The organism is Streptomyces sp. NPDC058637, from assembly GCF_042717325.1.
Classification (GTDB): Bacteria; Actinomycetota; Actinomycetes; order Streptomycetales; family Streptomycetaceae; genus Streptomyces.
The window spans coordinates 196,107-214,479 of sequence record NZ_JBHXRD010000007.1 but is presented as its reverse complement, the minus strand read 5'-3'; the positions used below and the strand labels follow the sequence as shown (position 1 = coordinate 214,479).

Genomic DNA, 18,373 nt, shown 5'->3' with positions numbered 1-18,373 from the left:
GTACTCATGACGACTTTCTGGTCACGCCGCGGAGCCCTCGCCCTGTCCGGCGCCGGAGCGCTGGCTCTGGCCCTGCCTGTCCCGGGCGCTGCCGCACTTCAGAGCGCGCCCGCGGAGGAGCCGCTCACCGACGACTTCTCCGCCCTGCGGGGGAAGTGGCGGGACCTGTTGCTCGGCCAGGGCTTCAGTCCGACCGCCGAGCCCTTCAGGACCAAGCTCGCCGCGCTGGGGTCGACGGCGCGTGGGTACCTGTCCTCCATGGCACCCGCCGAGGGTTCGCTGTGGCCCGGCAACGTCTACGCGGACCCCGACCCCGACAAGGACACCGAGTCCTACGCCTACTCGGCGCAGATCCAGAACTCGTACGGCAAGCTGAGGACGATGGCCGAGGCGTACGCACAGCCCGGCACCGGCCTGACCGGCGACCCCGCTCTGCTCGCCGCCGTCCTCACGGGCATCGGCCACCTCGGCGCCCAGGTCTACAACGAGTCCCAGGCGCCCTACGGCAACTGGTACAACTGGCAGATAGGTGCTCCCCAGGCCCTCCTGGACATCTGCCTCATACTCGACGACCAGCTCTCCGACGATCTACGGTCGGCGACCGCCGGCGCCATCGACCACTTCGTGCCCGACTCCTCCGTGGCGGCGTACAGCGGGACCAGCACGGGTGCCAACCGGATCGACCTCTGCCGGGTCCTGGCCCTGCGCGGCGCCCTCGACGGCACGGCCGCCAAGGTGGCTCTCGCCAGGGACGCCGTCTCGCCGGTCTTTCCGTACGTCACCTCCGGAGACGGTCTGTACGCCGACGGCTCGCTGGTCCAGCACACCTGGGTCCCTTACACAGGTTCGTACGGCGCTGTGCTCATCGACGGGCTGAGCAAACTGTTCGCGCTGCTCGGAGACTCGGCCTGGGCCATCACCGACCCGCGGCGGCAGATCTTCCTGGATTCCGTGGAGCACGCCTATGCGCCCTTCCTCCACGACGGGCTGATGATGGACGGCGTCTCGGGCCGGGCGATCAGCCGCGGGCTCGTCGCCGGTGACCCGGCGAAGGTCCAGCAGGACGACCATCTGCGCGGTCATGCCGTCATCGCGTCGATCCTGCTCCTGGGACAGGGCGCCGCCGCCGAAGAGAACGCCCGCTGGCGGGCGATGGCCAAGGGCTGGTTCAGCCGGGACCGGTACAGCGACGTCACCACCGGCCGCACCCTCGGTGTGGCACCGCTGTCCCGGGTCATCGAGCTGCTCGGCGATTCCTCGGTCCGGCCCGCCCCGGAGGCGAACGGCCACAGGGTGTTCCCCGGCATGGACCGCGCGGTGCACCGGACCCGCGACTTCACCGCATCCGTCTCGATGGCCTCCAGCCGGATCACCTACTACGAGAACGGAAACGGCGAGAACCTGCGGGCCTGGCACACCGGTTCGGGGATGCTCTACTGGTGGGGGCCGGAGGGCGAGGGCCAGTACAGCGACGGTTACTGGCCGACCGTGGACCCCTACCGGCTGCCGGGCACCACCGTCTCCGCCAAACGGCTCGCGGACGGCGAGGGTGGAATCTGGGGCGCGGCAAGGCCTGACGCCGTGTGGGCCGGCGGGGCCTCGGACGGCACCTACGCCAGCCTGGGCCAGCATCTGAAGGGGCTTTCCTCGACCCTGGAGGCCAAGAAGTCCTGGTTCTTCCTCGGCGACTGCGTGGTCTGTCTCGGGAGCGGCATCACCGGTGGCGACGGCACCAGGGTCGAGACCGTCGTCGACAACCGCGGCCTGGGTGCCGACGGGACGGCCGGGCTCACGGTCGACGGCCGTGCCCAGCCCGGCGGCTCCTGGTCCGGGACGCTGAACCGGGTGCGGTGGGCGCACCTGGCGGGACACGCCGGCTACGTCTTCCCCGGCGGCACGACGCTGACCGGACTGCGCGAGGAGCGCACCGGCACCTGGAAGGCCATCAACGGTGGTGGCTCCGCCGATCCTGTCACCCGGCGCTACGTCACTCTCCTCGCCGACCACGGCGAGGATCCGAAGGACGCCGAGTACGCCTACATACTGATGCCGGGAGCGAGCCGAGCCCGCACGGCCGCACGGGCGGCCGATCCGCGATGGCTGGACATCCTCGCCAACACGAGTGCCCAGCAGGGCGTCCGGGTGCTCTCGTCGGGCTTCACCGGGATCAACTTCTTCGCTGCGGGAGCCGTGGGACCGGTGACGGCCGACGCGCCGGTCAGCGTGCAGATCCACGAGAAGCGCGACGGCACGGCGGTTGTCTGTGTCGCAGACCCCGGCCGTACCGTCAAGGGGCTCACTCTCACCTGGAGGCGTCGGGTGCACTCGGTGCTGACCCGGCCGGGCACGGTCACCGGGGTCGGCACGGGCTCCGTCCTGACACTCCGGTTCGGCGACCTCAGCGCCACGAACGGCGTCACCCAGACCGTACGGGTACGCACGGCCTGACCGCACCGCAGTCCGTCACGCGCGGACGGAGACGCCCCGGACGCCGGTGGTCCCGCGAACGGGAGGGCATTGTTCTGGCCGAACACCAGCCCGTGCGGCACTTTTCGTCTGGACATGGCCAAGCGGCTCGACCTGGCGCTGCCGGTGCAGGTGTCAGGTGAGTGCCTCAGTGGTGGCTGTCAGGACCGCCCGGCCGAGGATGTGTCCGGCCATGGTGAAGCCGAGGGCGGCCGGGGTGGCGTCGGCGGGGACGCGATGGTGTCGACGTCGAGGGCGTGCACCCCGGTGAGGTGGCGGTGCGGGCCGTGTCCGGCCGGCGGGGCAGCGCCGATGAAACGGGCCGCGCGGGCGTCGTCGGGCAGCTGGAACGCGTCTCCGGGCAGGCCCGAGCCGGCCGCGGTGCTCGGACCGCCACGCGGTCAGGACCGGTCCGATCAACTCCCACCGGGCATCGGGCAGATCACTCGGGTAGCGACGACGTTCAGGCACGATCACGGGCTCCCCACCCACAGACGGCCGTGCTCAGGCGTACACCCCGGCGCCCGAAGCACGTGGTGCACAACCTGGCGCCTTGGGATGAAGCAGGATCCTCCTGGCCAACACGCCCCGAGAATCACTACTTCCTCACCACGCACCACACCGGCTTCAGCAGCCCCAGATGATCCGAAGTTCGCAACGTCAAAAAGTTCGCGAGATTGAGCTAAACGCCCTCTTAGCTTGAGTTTCAGCCCCCGGATCGGACCGGCTGGGGTCCGTCCGCAGGGAATGGGCTCGCCGACCGCGGTGCTTGACCTCTACCGGACTTGAGCTACGAGAGTGTCCTCATGACACTCTCGGCACAACGACATGCGGCGGTCCGGAACTGGATCAAAAGCACGGCGTGCCCCTTGACGACCGTCGACCCCCTGGCGCCGTTGGAGGACCTGCGGCCTCTCTTGGGCATGCTCGGGGAAGACGCGGCTGTGGTGGGATACGGCGCCGGGACCCGCGGAGCGCATGAACTCTTCGCCATGCAGGTGCGCATTGCCCGGCTTCTGGTCGACGAGGCCGGATTCCGCGCCGTCGCCCTCGACCAGGACTGGACGCTCTGCGTGCTGCTCGACACCTACCTCCGCACCGGCACCGGGGATCCGGTCTCGCTGCTGGAGGCCGCGGAGCCGTTCGCCCGCACGGAAGAGGTACTCGCCCTTTTGCGGTGGATGCGCGCGTTCAACCAGACCCACCCGAACGATCCGGTCCGCCTCGTCGGGGTCAGCCCCCATGAGACGGGGACGTCGGCATACGACACCGTGACCGCCTACGTACGCCGGGCCGCGCCCGAACTGCTGGGCGAGGTCCTGGCCTGCTACGCCGAACTCCGGCCGGACGGGGAGGTATCCGCGCACACACGTCGATTCCGCGGCCTCCCCGACAGGAGCATCTGGCGCGACCGCGCACAGGAGGCCTACGACCTTGTAGGAGCGCTGCCCGGCCACGACGGCCACGCTTGGGCACTCCGCAACGCTCGCGTGATCGTCCAATATTACGAACTTCACGACCACCCCGACGATCCGTCGGATCCACACAACATGGACTACTACGAGAGGTCGTTCGCCGAGAACGCCGCCTGGTGGTACCGGCACACCGGTCACAAGGTGCTGTTCTGGTCTTCCTGCACCCATGCCTCCAAGGGGCGCACCCGCGCCGTCGTCTTTCCGCCGGATCCCGCAAGCGGGTCCCCGAACGCCGGTAGCCACCTCCAGGACCGCCTCGGATCCCGGTACCTGTCGATCGGCCTCACCTTCGGCGACGGGGAACTGGGCACGTACAGCGGCGCCCCGCCCCATCGGGTGCCCCGGCCCGCCCCGCCCCTGGTGGAGTCGGTCCTGGACGCCATGGGCGGCGACTATCTCCTGGACCTTCGCGCGGATCCCCCGCGCCCTGTCGCCGACTGGCTCAAGGGGACTGTTAGAACCCGGGTCATCGGACCGCGCCACGACCCGGACAACGACACCGCCCACCACATGACGGGAGGATCCATGGCCGAGTGGTTCGACGTCCTTGTCCACGTGCGGCACGTGACGTCGGCCCGCCCGCTCCGTGTCGGGTCCCCACCGAACCCGGAACGGTTCAGATGCCGGTAGAGAGTGCCATGTGGCGCCATTCGTCGAGTTCACGGCGCACCCGGTCCAGCTTCGCCTCGACACCGCGATCCCGGACGCGGTGCGGCTCGGCCCGGTAGACGACGCGACCGCAGTCACCGCCGCCCAGTTGAGGGGTGTCGTCGAGCGGCTCATCGCCGCAGGCCAGTGGCAGAACGGGGACCCGCATGTCGTGATCGTCAGCGATGCCGACCACGACGTCACCCGCCTGGCCTCTGGCCTGGGTCCTGCGCGATCTGCCGGTCGAGCTGGTCGGCCGGGTCCGCTCTGACCGCGTGATGCGTCTACCGAAACCACCCAGGGTGCACGGCGTCAACGGACGCCCGCCCAAGCACGGCCCGGAATTGCGCTTCACCAGGCCGGAGACCTGGTCCGAACCTGCGATCACCACGGTCACCCGACACCACCTACTACGCAAGGCCGAGACCCAGGCGTGGGACCGGGTCCACCCAAGGCTCACCCACCGCTCCCTCCTGGCTCGGCCACGACGGTGAATTACCCCCGTGACGCTGGGTGACTTCTGCTGTCTCTGATGTGTGTGGAGTGTGGAGGTGTTCTGGGGGTAGGCGGGCTTGGTAAGCGATAGCGCTTCGTGAGGCGGGCTGTATGGACCTGACTGTGCAAGACGAGTTTCGGCTGCCGTTGGTGGAGCGTCCGATTTCGGTGTCCGCCGTGCTCGAGGGCAGCGAGGACATCGCCTCTGCTCGTGGCACGGCCCGGGACTTTCTGGAGTCGTTGCAGGCTGTGCATGGGCTGCCAATGTCGAAGCGGGCGATTGGCATGGTTCAGCTGGTGGTGAGTGAGCTGGTGACCAATGCCCGCAAATACGCTCCGGGGCCGTGTCTGTTGACGCTGGAGGCCAGTGAGGGTGCTGTCGAGGTGACCGTTTGGGACAGCAGCCCGACGCTGCCGCTGATCCTGGCGCCCGACCCGGCCAGGGTCGGCCAGCACGGATTGGAGATCGTTATGGCGCTCTGCCGCAGCTTCGAGGTCCACCGCGAACCGGTCGGCAAGCGCATCAGGGCGGCCGTCGTCCTGGCTGACGACCCGGGCGGTGCCCCGGCCGGCCGTCAGGTGATGTGACCAGACGGCCAGGCCCAGGCCGTCAACCGGGTCCTACCTTGGCGGGCGGGTCAGACAGCGGGTCATCAGGGTGATCGCCGCCCAGGTGCTCAGAGTCTCGAAGGGTTGGACGAGGCGGAGTCAGGCCCGCCGCACGAACTCCACGACGTCCTGGTCCTCGAAGGAGTCAGGCGATCCGCTCACGACGGCGACTCGACGGCCGCCCGTGGGGGAGGGGCGGTGGATGATTATCGGCGCGCTCATCCCTCCAGGGATCGCGACCGTCCACCGCTGCATCCGTGAGGCCGTCGAGGCCCTGGCCGCCATCGCCCCGCCCCTGGCCGAGGCGATGCGGACGGATCCAGGAAAAGGCGTTCCTTCGGGCTGTTCGAGAGGTTCCGAGGCGCCGTTCCAGAGTCACTACTTTCGCTTCATCCGTGGGCGCGGGTCAACGATGTCCACCTTCGGTGGAAGCCACCCCGGAACGGGAGACCGTGCGCGTGCCGGGCGCCGGTCTGGTGTCGGCGAGCCGAGGTTCGCATGGTGTGGCGTACATGGTCAGGCCCTTGGGCGTCGGTGTGAGTTCCAGGCTCACGCCGATCTTGCGGCCCGGCCGCGCCGGGCGCAGCGTGTGTGAGCTGGCCAGGGTCGCCAGGGCGACGGGCAGCATGGCATCGGCCGCGGCTGCGCCGGGGCAGTACCGGGGACCCAGGCCGTAGGTGAGCAGCGCGGCGGGGGCCGGTGGCGGCTCGGCGTGGGGGAGCCAGCGCTGCGGGTCGAACACGTCCGGGTCGGGGTAGCGATTCCTGTCGCGGCGCAGGGCCCCCAGGGGCAGGGTGACCACGGCTCCGGCCGGGATCCGTACACCGCCCTGGTAGGTCTGGTGGCGGGTGCGGCGGACCAGGAACGGGATGCCGTGGAGGCGGGTGACTTCTTGAACGAAGGCGGTCGCGAGCGGTAGCTGGTGTGCCTGGAGGCGGCTCGTATCGGGCGCGGCGTCGGCTTCGTCCTGGAGCGCTTGCTGGTAGTGCGGGTGGCGGCCTAGTTCGTAGCAGGCCCAGGCGAGGGTGGAGGCGCTGGTCTCCATGCCGGCGATCAGCAGAGCGCGAATGTCGCGCTGCACCACGAGGGGGTTTCCGGGAGCGGCGGCTTCGAGCAAGGACACCAGGTCCTGGCCGTCCGGGTCGGGCCGGTGGCGGGCTCGCACCTGGCAGACGGCCTCGTCCAGTTCGGCGAGCGCGCGGCGGCAGGCGCGGCGCCGGGGCACGGGTACCCAGGGCCAGGGTGCGAGGGCGTAGCGCCAGAAGATGCCGCTGGACAGTGTGGAGCGGGTGGCCGCGATCTTGGACAGGGTGTCGGGAGTGAGCTCGCTGTTGAGGACACAACTGACGAGGAGACCGCAGGCGAGCCGGCTCATCTCCACCCGGATGTCGAGTGGTCGGTCCTCGGGCAGGTCAGCGAGAAGCCGCCGGGTACGGGCCTGGACGCTGGGCCCGAGAGCGGTGAGCCGGGACGCGGTGAACGCGGGCCTCATCACGGCACGCCGCTCCCGGTGGGCGGCGCCATCGAGGCCGACCACCCCGTTCTCGGCGAAGTCGCGCAGGCTCGGGTCCGGGCCCCAGAACCGGAAGGTGTCCTCATCGGTGCCGACCTTGCGCAGCAGTACCGGGTCGTTGACCTGGAAGGCGGTCGCCGGGCCGGTCCTGGTGCGGACGACCGGGCCCGCCTGGTCGAGGCGGGCCGCGAGGTTGGCCGGGTCCAGCCAGAACCGCAGGGCGCGGGAGTGGGCGAGTACTCCCGGACCGGGCGGACCGGGCGGCACGGGCGGTTGTCCGGGGCAGGCTGTCCTGTCCACACTCATCAGCTTCGCTGTCCTATCCACGTTCGTCGGCCTCTGCGGCTCCGGCCGCCAGTACAGGTGGGCAACGATCAACTGCGGGGGCGGTCACGCGCGGGCTGGCCCCGTCCGTCGCAAAGTCCGCTCCGGCGACGATGCCTGCATCCACACCGGCGACGCCGGCCCGCACGGGGCCGGCACCGCCGGGCCCGGGGCCGGGGCCGGCACCGGCCGACCTCCAGGCCGTCCTTGTGGACACGCATCGCTCCGAGGCTGTCGCCCCCTCCACAGCGGCGACATCGGTATGCAGGACGACACCGAACATGCGACCGCATCGCGTTGGCAGGCATCATCTTCGTCCTCCGCACAGGCGTGACCTGGCGCGACGTGCCACGTCAGGAGGTGGGTTGCTCCGGGGGTCACGGCCTGGCGTCGTTTACGGGACTGGACCGAGGCCGGCGTCTGGCCCCGACTGCACGCGGCGATCCTTGCCGAGCTGCGAGCAGCCGGGCTGCTGGAGATGGACGAATGTGCCATAGACGGCCCGCACATCCGCGCCCTCGAAGGAGGAACACACCGGACCATCTCCGGTCGACCCGGGCCGCCCTGGCAGCAAGCACCACATCGTCGCGGACCGGCACGGCACACCGCTCGTGGTGTCACTGACCGGCGGCAACCTGCACGACGTCACCCAGCTGATGCCCCTCATCGATGCCATCCCCCGCATTCGTGGCTTGCGCGGCAGGCCACGCCACCGGCCCCGGCAGCTGTTCGCCGACCGAGGCTACGACTTCGACAAATATCGCCGTCTCGTTCGGGCGCGTGGGATCACACCCAAGATCGCCCGCCGCGGCTCCCCGCACGGCTCCGGCTTGGGCAAGACCCGATGGGTCGTCGAGCGGACCTCCGCCTGGCTCCACCAGTTCGGACGACTGCGCATCCGCTACGAGAGATGAGCCGACCTCCACCTCGGACCACTCCAACTCGCTTGCAGCGTCATCTGCTTGAGACGACTCAGAACTTCATTCTGAAACGATCAGTAAGTGGTCGGATCCGGAAGTCCTTCGGGGGTTGCGGAATCCACGACTGCGCATCACCGACACGGGCTGCGCAAATCCGTTGTCGTCGCTCCTCCTTAATGACCTGCGGTAGTCCAGGCCAGTGGCTTACTGGCTCACCAGGTGGGGCGGATCGGCCCCGGTGGTGTAAGGCGGGTCAGGTCGGCGACAAGTTCACTGAAGCGCGCTTCGCCCAGCGCCTCTTTCCATGGTGCGACGGCGGCTCGGGCCGCCTGGTCGGCGGCGCGAGTGGCGGCCCAGCCGGCCTCGGTCAGCCCCAAGAGCCGGGCGCGGGCATCGTGGGGGTGTGGATGCCGCACCACGTATCCCTTGCGGACCAGCTCCTCGACCAGCTGGGCGGCGGCCTGCTTGGTCACCCCCAGGTGCTCGGCCAGGTTGGCCGTAGTGGCGTCTCCCAGGGAGATGCGGGCAAAGGCGAAGCCGTGTGCTGGCCGCAGGTCCTCGAATCCCTGCTGGGACACGCGATCGTGGATCTCCTGCACCAACTGTCCGGAGAGTGCCAGCACGAGTGCGGAGAAGGCCAGAGCGTCATCCATGGGCTTGACTATAACTCGTCAAGCTGCTTGTCTTTATGGACAAGTTTCTTGTCTATAAGGAGGCTGGCATGCCCTTCATCCGAAGTGACGAGGCCGTCGTGCATGAGATCCACGGCGCCCGCTTCGTTTCCTACGTCCGTCCAGGCACGGGCAGCCGGGACCTCGCCGCCTGGCGCGGCGAGATCCCGGCCGGAACGGTCAGTCCGGCCCACATGATCAGTCACGAGGAGACGTTCTACGTTCTGTCCGGTCACCTCCGGCTTACCATCGGCGGCGAGAGCGCCGAACTCGGCGTCGGCGACGCAGCGGTGGCTCCGGCAGGCTCCGAGCTGGCGGTGGCCAATACCACCGACCAGCCCGCGCACATGTGGGTCACCACACGTGTCGGACTCAGCGCCAGGCTGGCCGACGGCAGCACCATCACGCCGCCCTGGACTCATTGAGCCCACGGCGGGCCGGTGGTCACGCTTCCCGGATCAGCGACGCCTCGGTCACAACCGAACCGTGCACCTTCTGCTGCTGGGTGAGGGTACGTAAACGGGCGAAGTAGTGCAGATCCTTTGGTGTGCGTGGAGTGCCTTGGCGAAGCGTCGCAGTTCCTGAAGTGTGTTGCCGAGGTTGTCCCAGGCGCCGGCTTCGCCGTGGGTGTCGCCGGTCCGAGGGCGTCGATCTGGACTGGAAGAAGGACTTCTACCCGGGCACCGACGCGTGCAAGAAGGAACTCGCCAAGGCCTTCGATGCGTAGCGGTGCCGTGGATGATGCGGGTACGGGTTCGCGGCACCCCACTTCTCTCCGCCGCTGTGCTCGCGGCGGTCGAGTGATCACTTGACGGCCAAGAACGTGAAGCCCCGCGCGGAGATGCTGGGATCTTGCTGACAGCATGCGCGTTGCCCGCAACAAGGCGGCACAGATGGGTCGGCCCGTGGCTAAACCATGAAGGCTCGATCGCACCCCTCAAGGAATCTCGGTCGGACTCTGTTCATGAATCCCTTACCTGGCTATGTTACCTGCAGTAACAGATGCGGGCCTGTGTCTGACGGCGCGCCGCCCACCCCTGCCTCTGGAGTTCACCATGCCGAGTTCCCCTGCTCGTCGCCCTCGCCTGCGGCACCCCTTCGGCGCGGCCGTCCTTGTCGCCGTGGGGCTGACCGCGGGTGCGTTGCCCGCCGCCTCCGGCTCGGCCGGCGCGAGCGAGATCCCGAAACAGGCACGGGAAGAGGTACGGGCGACCTCCTCGGAGGAGCTCAAGGAGGTGTTCTTCGTCGGCAACAACTGGGAGGGGACTGCCGACGTCATCAACTCCCGCGGCGACTACGCCAAGATCGGCCGTATCGACATGATCCCCGACAGGAAGGAGCGGCTGCGGGAGATCTACCTCAACCCCGTCAAGCTCGCCTTCTTCCTCGGTATCCGGCTCGGCCCGGGCGAGGGTCATGACCAGTACGTCGACGACATGTACACCACCAGGGACGGCAAGTCCGTGGTCGCCTCCCGGCCGAGTTTCGCCGACGTGGTCTCCATAGACGTGGAAAGCGGCAAGATCAACTGGCGCTTTCCGGTGTCCGGTTTCCGCTCCGACCACATGGCGGTCTCACCCGACGGCACTCAGGTCGCCGTCTCCTCCTCCATCTCCAACACCGTGCACGTCCTCGACATGGTGACGGGCAAGGAGGCAGGCAACTTCAAGACGGGCGACAAGCCGCACGAGAACGTGTACACCGACAGCGGCAAGTACCTCTGGAACATGGCCATCGGCGAGGTCAACACCGACATGGACGCACCCTGGCAGGACTTCACCAAGGGCGACCGCCGCATCACCATCGCCGACGCGAAGACCTTCCAGGTCAAGAAGATCATCGACATGCGCGAGCGGCTCGACGCCTTCGGTCGCAAGGACCTGTCCGACGCGCTGCGCCCGGTCGCCTTCACGCCCGACGAGTCGAAGATGTACTTCCAGGTCTCCTTCTTCAACGGCTTCGTCGAGTACGACGTGCACAACGACAAGATCACCCGAGTGAAGACGCTGCCGAAGAACCCGGACACCAGCGACGAACGCACCACCTACGTCAACGACTCCCGGCACCACGGCATGTCCATGAGCCCTCGGGGTGACAAGCTCTGCATCGCCGGGACCATGGACGACTACGTCACCGTCGTGAACCGCGAGACGCTTCAGGAGGGCCCGCTCGTCACCGCCTCCAAGCCGTACTGGTCCACCGTCAGCGGAGACGGCAAGCACTGTGTGGTGTCCGAGAGCGGCACCGACCAGGTGACGGCTATCGACTTCGCCACCGGCGAGAAGGTCACTTCCGTCCCGGTCGGCGACCACCCGCAGCGGGTCCGCATCGGCCATGTCCCCACGGACTGGACCGGCCCCACCACCAGCTGAGAAGCACCTGCCCCTGAGTCTCGCGCCGCCCCGACCCGAACCTGCCGCCCCACATCCGACGGTTCGGGTGGGAGCAGTCCCCCCGACCCGCTCCCGGGCCGGGTCGCGAAGCACGCCGGACGGTGATCGCGCCTGCGGGCGGTCTTCTGCCAGGGCTGTCAGGGGAGGGCCTTGGCAGCAGCTTCCACGCGGATACGACCGCCCCGTGTTCAGCCGTAGCAGGCAGTGCGCATCAGCTCCCGCATGTGGTCCAGCATCGGCATGCGGGTGTCGGCCAGTGCGCACTGGTCCTCACGCCTTGAATGTCGGCTCGATGCCGGCGGCGTCACGCAGGCGCTCGACGGCCGAGGGACTCCACGCCCTCGGCCGGGGTTGTGGCGGGCGGCCCCAGAGTGATCACCACCCGGGGATGCTGAGCGAACCCGGCCCTACCGGCCACAGACCAACGGCAAGGTCGGACACTCAGCCACACCCTGCTCGACGAATGGGCCTACGCACGGCTGACGGCTCGTTGCCCGTGCGATCCCACCGAGGCAAGCGGTATTCCACAAGGGGCCCCGGGCTGACCGCCGGACGACAGCAGCGCCGCGAGGAGCTACGGCTGAAGGCGGCCAAGAGGTTCGCCCAGGCCGACCGGACGAAGGGCGCGTTACTTGGCATTGGCGGAGCGGTGTGTATGGGTTTGCACCTTCCGTGGCGGCATGTGGTCCGGTGGACTCACGTCCCGATGCCTTGAGGAATGGTCCCTGCTCATGCGTTCGTCTTGCATGCCACCCCGACAGGTCAAGATCGGGGACGCGGCGGCCTTCGCCGGCAGCACGCCGCGGGCGATTCGCCGTTGCTACGAGATCGGCCTGCTCCCCGAGCCTGAGCGGGTCCGCGATGACCGCCACCGCTACGAATCCGAGGACATGATCCGCCTGCTGTGGATTCGCAAGATAGCCATGCCGGGATCGCCTTGGACGACATCCGTGACGCCTTCGCCACCGTCACGGCTTCCGCCGGTACGGACAACGGAGAAAGTGTCGCGGGCATCCTGGAGCAGCTGGAGGAAACCCTCGCCTAGCAGGAGGCGGAATCGCAACGGCAACGAACCGCCGTGCAGCGGATGAGCACCGAAGGCAGCCGGATGGGCCTGCTCTCCGACGTCGTCACCGAACGCCTCAAGAGCCTGCCCGAGGGCTCCCTGCGCCAGGCGGACCTGGACGGTCTGCTGGTCACCGAGCGGATCTTCGGCCCGCTCGGCGCGGCTGTCCAGGCCACCCGCTTCGTCGTCCTGGCCACGCATCCCACTCTGCGAGAGGATTCCGACCGTCTCGATGAAGCCGAGGAGGCACTCCATGACAGTGTCGCCGTCGATGATCCACGGGTGGCTCAAGCGGCCGTCGAGCGGCACACCTTCGAAAGCACCCTGCAGGCCGTCATCGAGGAGTCCGGCCTGAGTAAGGACGACGATGACCTCTTCGACGCCTGGGACACTGTGCACCCTGCCACCACCGATGACGGCGAGGCCGACCTCAGCTCTGGCAGGCGGGAGGCTGACTCCAAGAGCGTGCTCGAAGCCATCGGCAAGATGCCCTACGACTTCTCCCCACCCCGCCTGCGCCGTATGGAACTGGCCGAAGAACTCTCCGCCCAAGACTCACCCGCTACCGAGAACACGGCCCGCCGCCGCGTACGTGTGCGCACGTCGTCCCCGCCACTCCACCCACTCCGGCTGATCGAGCGGACACCGCCACCGCCACGGCGCTCACCCTGATGGGTATCGCCCCCACCCGCGTCGGCGACCACCTACGAGCTCGATGCCGAACTCGCGGCAGCCCCGGAGACATCGGCCACCGACGACAGCGCGCACGAATCCACGCCACCCTGCCCCCCGTACGGAGCCTGAGGAACAGCCCGAGGACACACGGGGAGCTTCGCCGAGCTGCCGACGGAGAATCCCGGCGGTGATCAGCGCGGTGGCCGCACCAGCGATCACCGCGCTGCTGCCGTTCGCGCGCTGGGGCGGGGCCTTTTCACTGTTCCAGCACGGGTGGGCCTCCGATGGGTCGGAGGCCGGGCGGTAGGCGCAGAGGGTGAAATATGGCGGCATGGCGCCCTTAGGGGTGAGGCCTGCCCGGCCCCATGTCAGAGCGGGCTATCGGGCATGCCGTAGGCGTCGGCGATCAGCTCGGTGGAACGCAGCCGGGCCTGGACGGAGTGGCCGACGCTGCCGATCATGAGCTCGTCGGCGCCGGAGTCCCGCTGGACCTGGTTGAGGTGGGCGGTGACCTGGTCGGGGGTGCCGTGCGGAACGTGGGTCAGCCAGGTGTCGACGGCCTGGCGTTCCTGGGCGTCGTAGGTGTAGGCGTCCACTTCCTCGGGGGACGGCATCAGGTAGGACTTGCGCTGAAACATGCGGAGCATGGCGTGTGCGAGGGTGCCTGCCTGGCGGCGGGCCTCACGCTCGTCGTCGGATGCCGCGACGGTGAAGCTGACCAGCGCGTACGGCTCGGCCAGGGTCTCGGACGGAGTGAACCGCTCGCGGTACAGGCGCAGGGCGGTCACGACGTCGTGCGGGTTGAAGTGTGCGGCAAAGGCGAACGGCAGGCCGAGCCGGGCGGCGAGCTGCGCCGAGTAGCCGGACGAGCCGAGCAACCACACCGGCAGGCGACCGGTGGTCGGGGTGACACCGTTGAGCCGGTCCTGGGCGGGTCCCGGCACGGCGTACACGCGCTCCGCGTAGGGGTGCTCGGCGGGGAAGTCGTCGCCGAGGAAGTGCAGCAGCTCAGCGACCTGCTGGGGGAAGTCCTCGACGTCGCTCGCGCCGCGGCGCAGGGCGGCGGCCGTGGTGTGATCGGTGCCTGGGGCGCGGCCCAGGCCCAGGTCGATGCGGCCGGGGGCGAGGGCGTTCAACATGCCGAACTGTTCGGCGATGACCAGCGGTGGATGGTTGGGCAACATGATTCCGCCCGCGCCGAGCCGCAGTCTGCTGGTCTCCGCGGTGAGCCGGGCCAGCAGGACGGGCGGGCTGGAGGTGGAGACGCCGGGCATGGCGTGGTGCTCGTTCATCCAGTAGCGGGTGAAGCCGCGCCGGTCGGCGAGCCGGGCGAGTTCGATGCTGCCCCCCAGTGCCTCTGCGGCGCTCTGGCCGGTGCCGGTCATGGCGGAGTCCAGTACGGACAGGGCGGCGAGGGCGGAGCCGTGGCGGGCGCCGCGGATGGGGTCGGTCATGTTCGTGCGGTCCTTCGGTTTCGAGGTGTGCGGCGCCCGACTGTCCGGCGTACGCGTGCGACGTAGGTGGGTTCAGCAGCGGACGCCGAAGTCGACGCGGTCGGTGAGACCGGCGGCGGCGAGGGCGGCGACGAGCTCGTCACGGCCCTCGGTGAAGTGGGCCCAGCTGTCGAAGTGGATGGGCACGATGCGGCGGGCCCCCAGGATGCGGGCGGCCTCGGCGGCCTGAGCGCTGTCGAGTGTGAGCAGCGCGCGGTCCAGGACGGGGGTGCGGACCGCGCCGGCGAACAGGACAGCGGTGTCCACCGGGCCGAATCGGTCGGCGATCTCACGGACGAGGGAGAGCTGGGCGTTGTCGCCGCTGACGTAGACGGTGGGTAGGTCGTCACCGCTCAGGACGAATCCGACGACCTCGCCGACGACGGGTTCGAGGTCCGCGCGTGCCCCGGGGCCGTGCAGGGCCGGGACGCCGGTGACGGTGATCGTGCCGCCACCGGGGCGCTCCAGCTCGATGGTCTCCCAGTCCTTCAGGGGGCGTGCGGTGCCGCCCAGTCGGCCCGCGCCACTGGGCGTGGTCAGGGTCAGCGGGACATCGGCGAGCATGGCCCGGCCCGAGGCGTCGAGGTTGTCGTCGTGCTCGTCGTGCGACAGCAGCACCACGTCGATACGGCCCAGGTCGGCGGGCGCGGCGGAGGCGGGTGCGGTCTTGGCCAGCCCTGAGGGGTAGGTGCCGGGGGCGTCAAAGGTCGGGTCGGTCAGGAAGCGCAGCCCGCCGTACTCGATGAGTGCGGTCGGCCCTCCGAAGACTCGGATGGGGACCTGCTCGTTGGACGCGCTGGTTGCTGTCATGACGACATCTCCTCACGGATAGATGAACTTATATCCGTGAGCATAAGTGTTTGTCACGGATGAAGGCAAGTTGTAACGTGAGAAGTGTGCGTGAGGTCGATACCGCCTCCATCGTTGGCACCGCCGACCCCGGGCTGCCGCCGACGCCGGGCGCCGAGCAGTACCCCGCGCTCGACCTCGCCAATACCGCCATTGCCCTGCCCGGTGGCCAGTTCCTCGACTCGCCGGGCACACCGTCCGGCGCCAGCCAGTGGCTGGTCGACCGCGACCTGGCCCCCGCGGACGCCGGTGTGCAGGAGATTCGCGCGGTACGCCTGCGCTCCCTGCGCGAGCAGGTGCGTGCCCTGCTCGCCGCCCAAGTCGGCGGCCATCCCGCTCCCGCCACCGCGCCGGCCGCCGTCAACGACGCCCTCATCCGGGCCCCCGCCGTCCCCCCGCTCGGCTGGGATGCGGTCCGCGGCATGCACCGCACCACCCCGCACCCCATCGACCAGATCGTCGACCAGGCCCTCGGCATCCTCGCCGCCGACGCCGCCGACCTACTCACCGGGCCCGACGCCAAACGGCTGACGGCCTGCCCCTCCACCCCCTGCAATCGCTACCTGTTGCGTGCAGGGCGGCGCCGCTGGTGCTCGGTCCGGTGTGGCGACCGTGCCCGCGCCGCCCGCGCCTACGCCCGCCGCATCGAGCCCGGAACGACCCGGCGCGAGCCCCGGGACCCGGGCGCTCCGGATGCTGCCGGCCCGCCCTCGCCACGCTTCGCCGCCGTGCGGTCGCCGGTGACCCCCACGAAACCACCGGCGCCGTCACCAGGGCACCAGCCCGGACTCACTGGCCGACGTCTGGACGGCAAGGCAATTGGGGGTGTGCCCGAGATACACGCCAAAGGGGCAACGGGATGATCCTGAAGCCCTGAGAGCCGGGCCCGTCCTGTATTTCAGAGGGACACCTACGCTGTTCTGCCAGCGGCAGAACCGCAGCTGGACCGGGCCCGACGATCACTACAGTCCAGTCTCATGACGACGATTACGACGCGTACGGTCGAGTATCCGGCCGACGGTTTGACGATGATCGGGCACCTCGCGCTCCCGGCCGGTGTCGACCGTCGGCCCGCGGTGCTGCTCGGCCCAGAGGGAATGGGGCTCAGCGACGTCGAGCGCCGCCGGGCCGATGCCCTCGCCGAACTGGGATATACAGCGCTGGCCTTCGACCTTCACGGCGGGCGCTATCTGGGCGACCCCGAGGAGATGCTGGCCCGTTGCCTGCCGCTGCTCGCTGATCCCGACCGGATGCGGGGCATCGGCCGTGCGGCGCTCGACGTGTTGCGCACCGAACCGCGGACCGACCCCGAACGGATCGCCGCCGTCGGCTACGGCACCGGGGGCGCCATCGGGCTGGAACTCGGGCGAGGCGGCGTCAGCCTGCGCGCGATCGGAACAGTCAACGCAACTACCACGGGCCGACCGGGCGAGGCGGCGCGCATTCGCTGCCCGGTGTGGGCCGGGGTCGGGTCGGAAGACCCGATCATGCCGCCCGCGCAACGCAACGCGTTCACCGCTGAGATGCAGGCGGCAGGCGTCGACTGGCGCCTCACGGTCTACGGCGGCGCCTTGCACGCCTTCCACCACCCGCCGGTCGACCACCCCGTGCTCCCCGGCGTCGGCTACCACCCACAGCACGCGCAGCGAGCCTGGCGCGACGTCGTCGACCTGCTCGCCGAGTGCCTCCCGTGAGGGAAGACCTGGGGGCATGACCCAGGCAAAGATGCTGGCGCCGGGACTGTTCAGCGTCGCGCACTGACGGTTTCCTCCCCTCAAGCTCGCAAGCGCGTCAGGCCCTCGGCCGGCCGGTCGGGCGGGCTGACTACCAAGGTCGACCTCGCCGTCGACGGCCGGGGCCTCCCGCGTACGCACGGCTGGCAACGTCAACGACGCCACCGCCTTCGGCCAGGTCCGGCAAGCTCAACGGACGAAATCACAGACCTTGCCGGTCGGGCACGGCTCGCCAGCGCTGGTGCCGTTGGTGAGCGCAATCAGGTAGAACACCGCCACCAGCAGTAAAAAGCCGCCTATGACGACCCAAAACGCATTGCGGCCGTACCAAGTCGTTAACTTCTGGCGCCGGGTGTGGCGAGCCGGGCTGGCCGCATCGTGACGGTCATCCGTCATGATTCCCCCCAGGATTGCTCACTCTGCGGACATGAGTACCCGAGCTATGCCCACCTCTGCCCGACCGCATGCGGATCGCCCGGGGCGAGTCGTACCCGTACGGCGGTTGACGGTGAGATTGATCGGCTGTCGAGGTTCACCGCGGTGACTGCCGGGCCGCCGGGAAGGGACTGGCGGCAATCAGCCGGGAGCACTTCATGCAGAGCTCGCTGACGGAGTTCCGGCCTGCAATGCGTGCCGCTCGGACAGGGTGCTGCTCTAGGGGTAGGGCCCCGCGAGGAAGGTGTCACGTCGAGCGCGTGCCCAGAGCCCTCTGACCGCCGCGTCCTCGCGCAGCCGCACCCCGACGGGACCGGATCAAACCGACCGTGGCAAGGAGGGATGGAAAGAGCTGCCCTGCCCGCCGGCCCATTTGCTGGGCACTGGTCTGGGCCTGAAAGCGACTCTGTGCCATGAACGGCTGTACCCCGGGGACCGCCTGGTGCTCTACGCCTACGGCTTTACCGAGCCCCGCAGCCCGCCGGCGACGGGTTCGGGCTGCACCGGATGCATGGACTTCGTTCTGGTCCACAACGCCGAGGACTCCCCGTCCCGGAAACCTTGCGCCGCCTCATGCACGGCGTCATGGATTTCCGCGGGAGCAAGCT

The 18,373-nt window shown here is 69.2% G+C and carries 12 protein-coding genes and 6 pseudogenes; 10 read left to right on the top strand and 8 right to left on the bottom strand.

The window, feature by feature from the left end:
• The first annotated feature begins 6 nt into the window (after positions 1 to 6).
• A complete protein-coding gene (locus ACFWVP_RS09660) occupies positions 7 to 2,448 on the top strand; it encodes a polysaccharide lyase 8 family protein (RefSeq protein ID WP_384495086.1) in 2,442 nt (813 codons plus the stop codon).
• Between the two features lie 153 nt (positions 2,449 to 2,601).
• On the opposite strand, the pseudogene ACFWVP_RS09655 reads toward ACFWVP_RS09660, so the two are convergent.
• Positions 2,602 to 2,843, bottom strand: a pseudogene (locus ACFWVP_RS09655) (YbhB/YbcL family Raf kinase inhibitor-like protein); the annotation flags it as partial.
• A pseudogene (locus ACFWVP_RS09650) lies at positions 2,839 to 2,937 on the bottom strand (IS5/IS1182 family transposase); the annotation flags it as partial. The pseudogenes ACFWVP_RS09650 and ACFWVP_RS09655, both read right to left, overlap by 5 nt.
• Positions 2,938 to 3,458: 521 nt before the next feature.
• Here ACFWVP_RS09650 and ACFWVP_RS09645 point away from each other — a divergent pair.
• From ACFWVP_RS09645 to ACFWVP_RS09635, 3 genes and pseudogenes are all read left to right on the top strand, one after another.
• The gene (locus ACFWVP_RS09645) at positions 3,459 to 4,571 is read left to right on the top strand and encodes an erythromycin esterase family protein (RefSeq protein ID WP_384495084.1); all 1,113 of its coding nucleotides are present in this window, start codon (positions 3,459 to 3,461) and stop codon (positions 4,569 to 4,571) included.
• A gap of 61 nt (positions 4,572 to 4,632) precedes the next feature.
• Positions 4,633 to 5,090 (top strand): annotated as a pseudogene (locus ACFWVP_RS09640) (transposase); the annotation flags it as partial.
• Positions 5,091 to 5,195: 105 nt separating this feature from the next.
• A complete protein-coding gene (locus ACFWVP_RS09635; protein ID WP_384495082.1) occupies positions 5,196 to 5,672 on the top strand; it encodes an ATP-binding protein in 477 nt (158 codons plus the stop codon).
• A 120-nt stretch (positions 5,673 to 5,792) separates the two neighbouring features.
• Here the strand turns inward: ACFWVP_RS09635 and ACFWVP_RS09630 are convergent, their stop codons facing one another.
• Together ACFWVP_RS09630 and ACFWVP_RS09625 are read right to left on the bottom strand one after the other, a co-directional pair.
• Positions 5,793 to 5,915 (bottom strand): hypothetical protein, encoded by a 123-nt coding sequence (locus tag ACFWVP_RS09630; protein WP_384495081.1) that lies wholly within the window; start codon positions 5,913 to 5,915, stop codon positions 5,793 to 5,795.
• A 184-nt stretch (positions 5,916 to 6,099) separates the two neighbouring features.
• Positions 6,100 to 7,512 (bottom strand): cytochrome P450, encoded by a 1,413-nt coding sequence (locus ACFWVP_RS09625; protein ID WP_384495079.1) that lies wholly within the window; start codon positions 7,510 to 7,512, stop codon positions 6,100 to 6,102.
• Between the two features lie 225 nt (positions 7,513 to 7,737).
• Here ACFWVP_RS09625 and ACFWVP_RS09620 point away from each other — a divergent pair.
• Positions 7,738 to 8,519 (top strand): annotated as a pseudogene (locus tag ACFWVP_RS09620) (IS5 family transposase).
• 143 nt (positions 8,520 to 8,662) lie between these two features.
• Here ACFWVP_RS09620 and ACFWVP_RS09615 read toward each other — a convergent pair.
• Positions 8,663 to 9,103: a MarR family winged helix-turn-helix transcriptional regulator gene (locus tag ACFWVP_RS09615; RefSeq protein WP_384495077.1), complete on the bottom strand. Its 441-nt coding sequence runs from the start codon at positions 9,101 to 9,103 to the stop codon at positions 8,663 to 8,665.
• Between the two features lie 68 nt (positions 9,104 to 9,171).
• Here ACFWVP_RS09615 and ACFWVP_RS09610 point away from each other — a divergent pair, with 68 nt between their 5' ends.
• The 3 genes and pseudogenes from ACFWVP_RS09610 to ACFWVP_RS09600 all read left to right on the top strand — a co-directional run.
• Positions 9,172 to 9,546 (top strand): cupin domain-containing protein, encoded by a 375-nt coding sequence (locus tag ACFWVP_RS09610; RefSeq protein WP_384495075.1) that lies wholly within the window; start codon positions 9,172 to 9,174, stop codon positions 9,544 to 9,546.
• A gap of 630 nt (positions 9,547 to 10,176) precedes the next feature.
• Entirely contained in the window at positions 10,177 to 11,493 is a 1,317-nt protein-coding gene (locus tag ACFWVP_RS09605) for a YncE family protein (RefSeq protein WP_384495073.1), read from the top strand.
• Between the two features lie 752 nt (positions 11,494 to 12,245).
• Positions 12,246 to 13,147, top strand: a pseudogene (locus ACFWVP_RS09600) (MerR family transcriptional regulator); the annotation flags it as partial.
• Positions 13,148 to 13,623: 476 nt separating this feature from the next.
• Here ACFWVP_RS09600 and ACFWVP_RS09595 read toward each other — a convergent pair.
• Positions 13,624 to 14,709, bottom strand: coding sequence for an LLM class flavin-dependent oxidoreductase (locus ACFWVP_RS09595; protein ID WP_384495071.1), 1,086 nt, complete (start codon positions 14,707 to 14,709; stop codon positions 13,624 to 13,626).
• Between the two features lie 72 nt (positions 14,710 to 14,781).
• Positions 14,782 to 15,558, bottom strand: coding sequence for an MBL fold metallo-hydrolase (locus tag ACFWVP_RS09590; RefSeq protein WP_384495069.1), 777 nt, complete (start codon positions 15,556 to 15,558; stop codon positions 14,782 to 14,784).
• Positions 15,559 to 15,617: 59 nt separating this feature from the next.
• Here ACFWVP_RS09590 and ACFWVP_RS09585 point away from each other — a divergent pair.
• Both ACFWVP_RS09585 and ACFWVP_RS09580 read left to right on the top strand, forming a co-directional pair.
• Positions 15,618 to 16,250 (top strand): annotated as a pseudogene (locus ACFWVP_RS09585) (CGNR zinc finger domain-containing protein); the annotation flags it as partial.
• Positions 16,251 to 16,574: 324 nt separating this feature from the next.
• The gene (locus ACFWVP_RS09580; RefSeq protein ID WP_384495067.1) at positions 16,575 to 17,291 is read left to right on the top strand and encodes a dienelactone hydrolase family protein; all 717 of its coding nucleotides are present in this window, start codon (positions 16,575 to 16,577) and stop codon (positions 17,289 to 17,291) included.
• A 228-nt stretch (positions 17,292 to 17,519) separates the two neighbouring features.
• Here the strand turns inward: ACFWVP_RS09580 and ACFWVP_RS09575 are convergent, their stop codons facing one another.
• Positions 17,520 to 17,726: a hypothetical protein gene (locus ACFWVP_RS09575; protein ID WP_384495066.1), complete on the bottom strand. Its 207-nt coding sequence runs from the start codon at positions 17,724 to 17,726 to the stop codon at positions 17,520 to 17,522.
• Positions 17,727 to 18,373 lie beyond the last annotated feature (647 nt).

Coding starts and splice junctions, on each gene's coding strand:
- ACFWVP_RS09660 (WP_384495086.1), top strand. CDS start 7: ATGACGACTTTCTGGTCACGCCGCGGAGCCCTCGCCCTGTCCGGCGCC.
- ACFWVP_RS09645 (WP_384495084.1), top strand. CDS start 3,459: ATGCAGGTGCGCATTGCCCGGCTTCTGGTCGACGAGGCCGGATTCCGC.
- ACFWVP_RS09635 (WP_384495082.1), top strand. CDS start 5,196: ATGGACCTGACTGTGCAAGACGAGTTTCGGCTGCCGTTGGTGGAGCGT.
- ACFWVP_RS09630 (WP_384495081.1), bottom strand. CDS start 5,915: ATGAGCGCGCCGATAATCATCCACCGCCCCTCCCCCACGGGCGGCCGT.
- ACFWVP_RS09625 (WP_384495079.1), bottom strand. CDS start 7,512: ATGAGTGTGGACAGGACAGCCTGCCCCGGACAACCGCCCGTGCCGCCC.
- ACFWVP_RS09615 (WP_384495077.1), bottom strand. CDS start 9,103: ATGGATGACGCTCTGGCCTTCTCCGCACTCGTGCTGGCACTCTCCGGA.
- ACFWVP_RS09610 (WP_384495075.1), top strand. CDS start 9,172: ATGCCCTTCATCCGAAGTGACGAGGCCGTCGTGCATGAGATCCACGGC.
- ACFWVP_RS09605 (WP_384495073.1), top strand. CDS start 10,177: ATGCCGAGTTCCCCTGCTCGTCGCCCTCGCCTGCGGCACCCCTTCGGC.
- ACFWVP_RS09595 (WP_384495071.1), bottom strand. CDS start 14,709: ATGACCGACCCCATCCGCGGCGCCCGCCACGGCTCCGCCCTCGCCGCC.
- ACFWVP_RS09590 (WP_384495069.1), bottom strand. CDS start 15,558: ATGACAGCAACCAGCGCGTCCAACGAGCAGGTCCCCATCCGAGTCTTC.
- ACFWVP_RS09580 (WP_384495067.1), top strand. CDS start 16,575: ATGACGACGATTACGACGCGTACGGTCGAGTATCCGGCCGACGGTTTG.
- ACFWVP_RS09575 (WP_384495066.1), bottom strand. CDS start 17,726: ATGACGGATGACCGTCACGATGCGGCCAGCCCGGCTCGCCACACCCGG.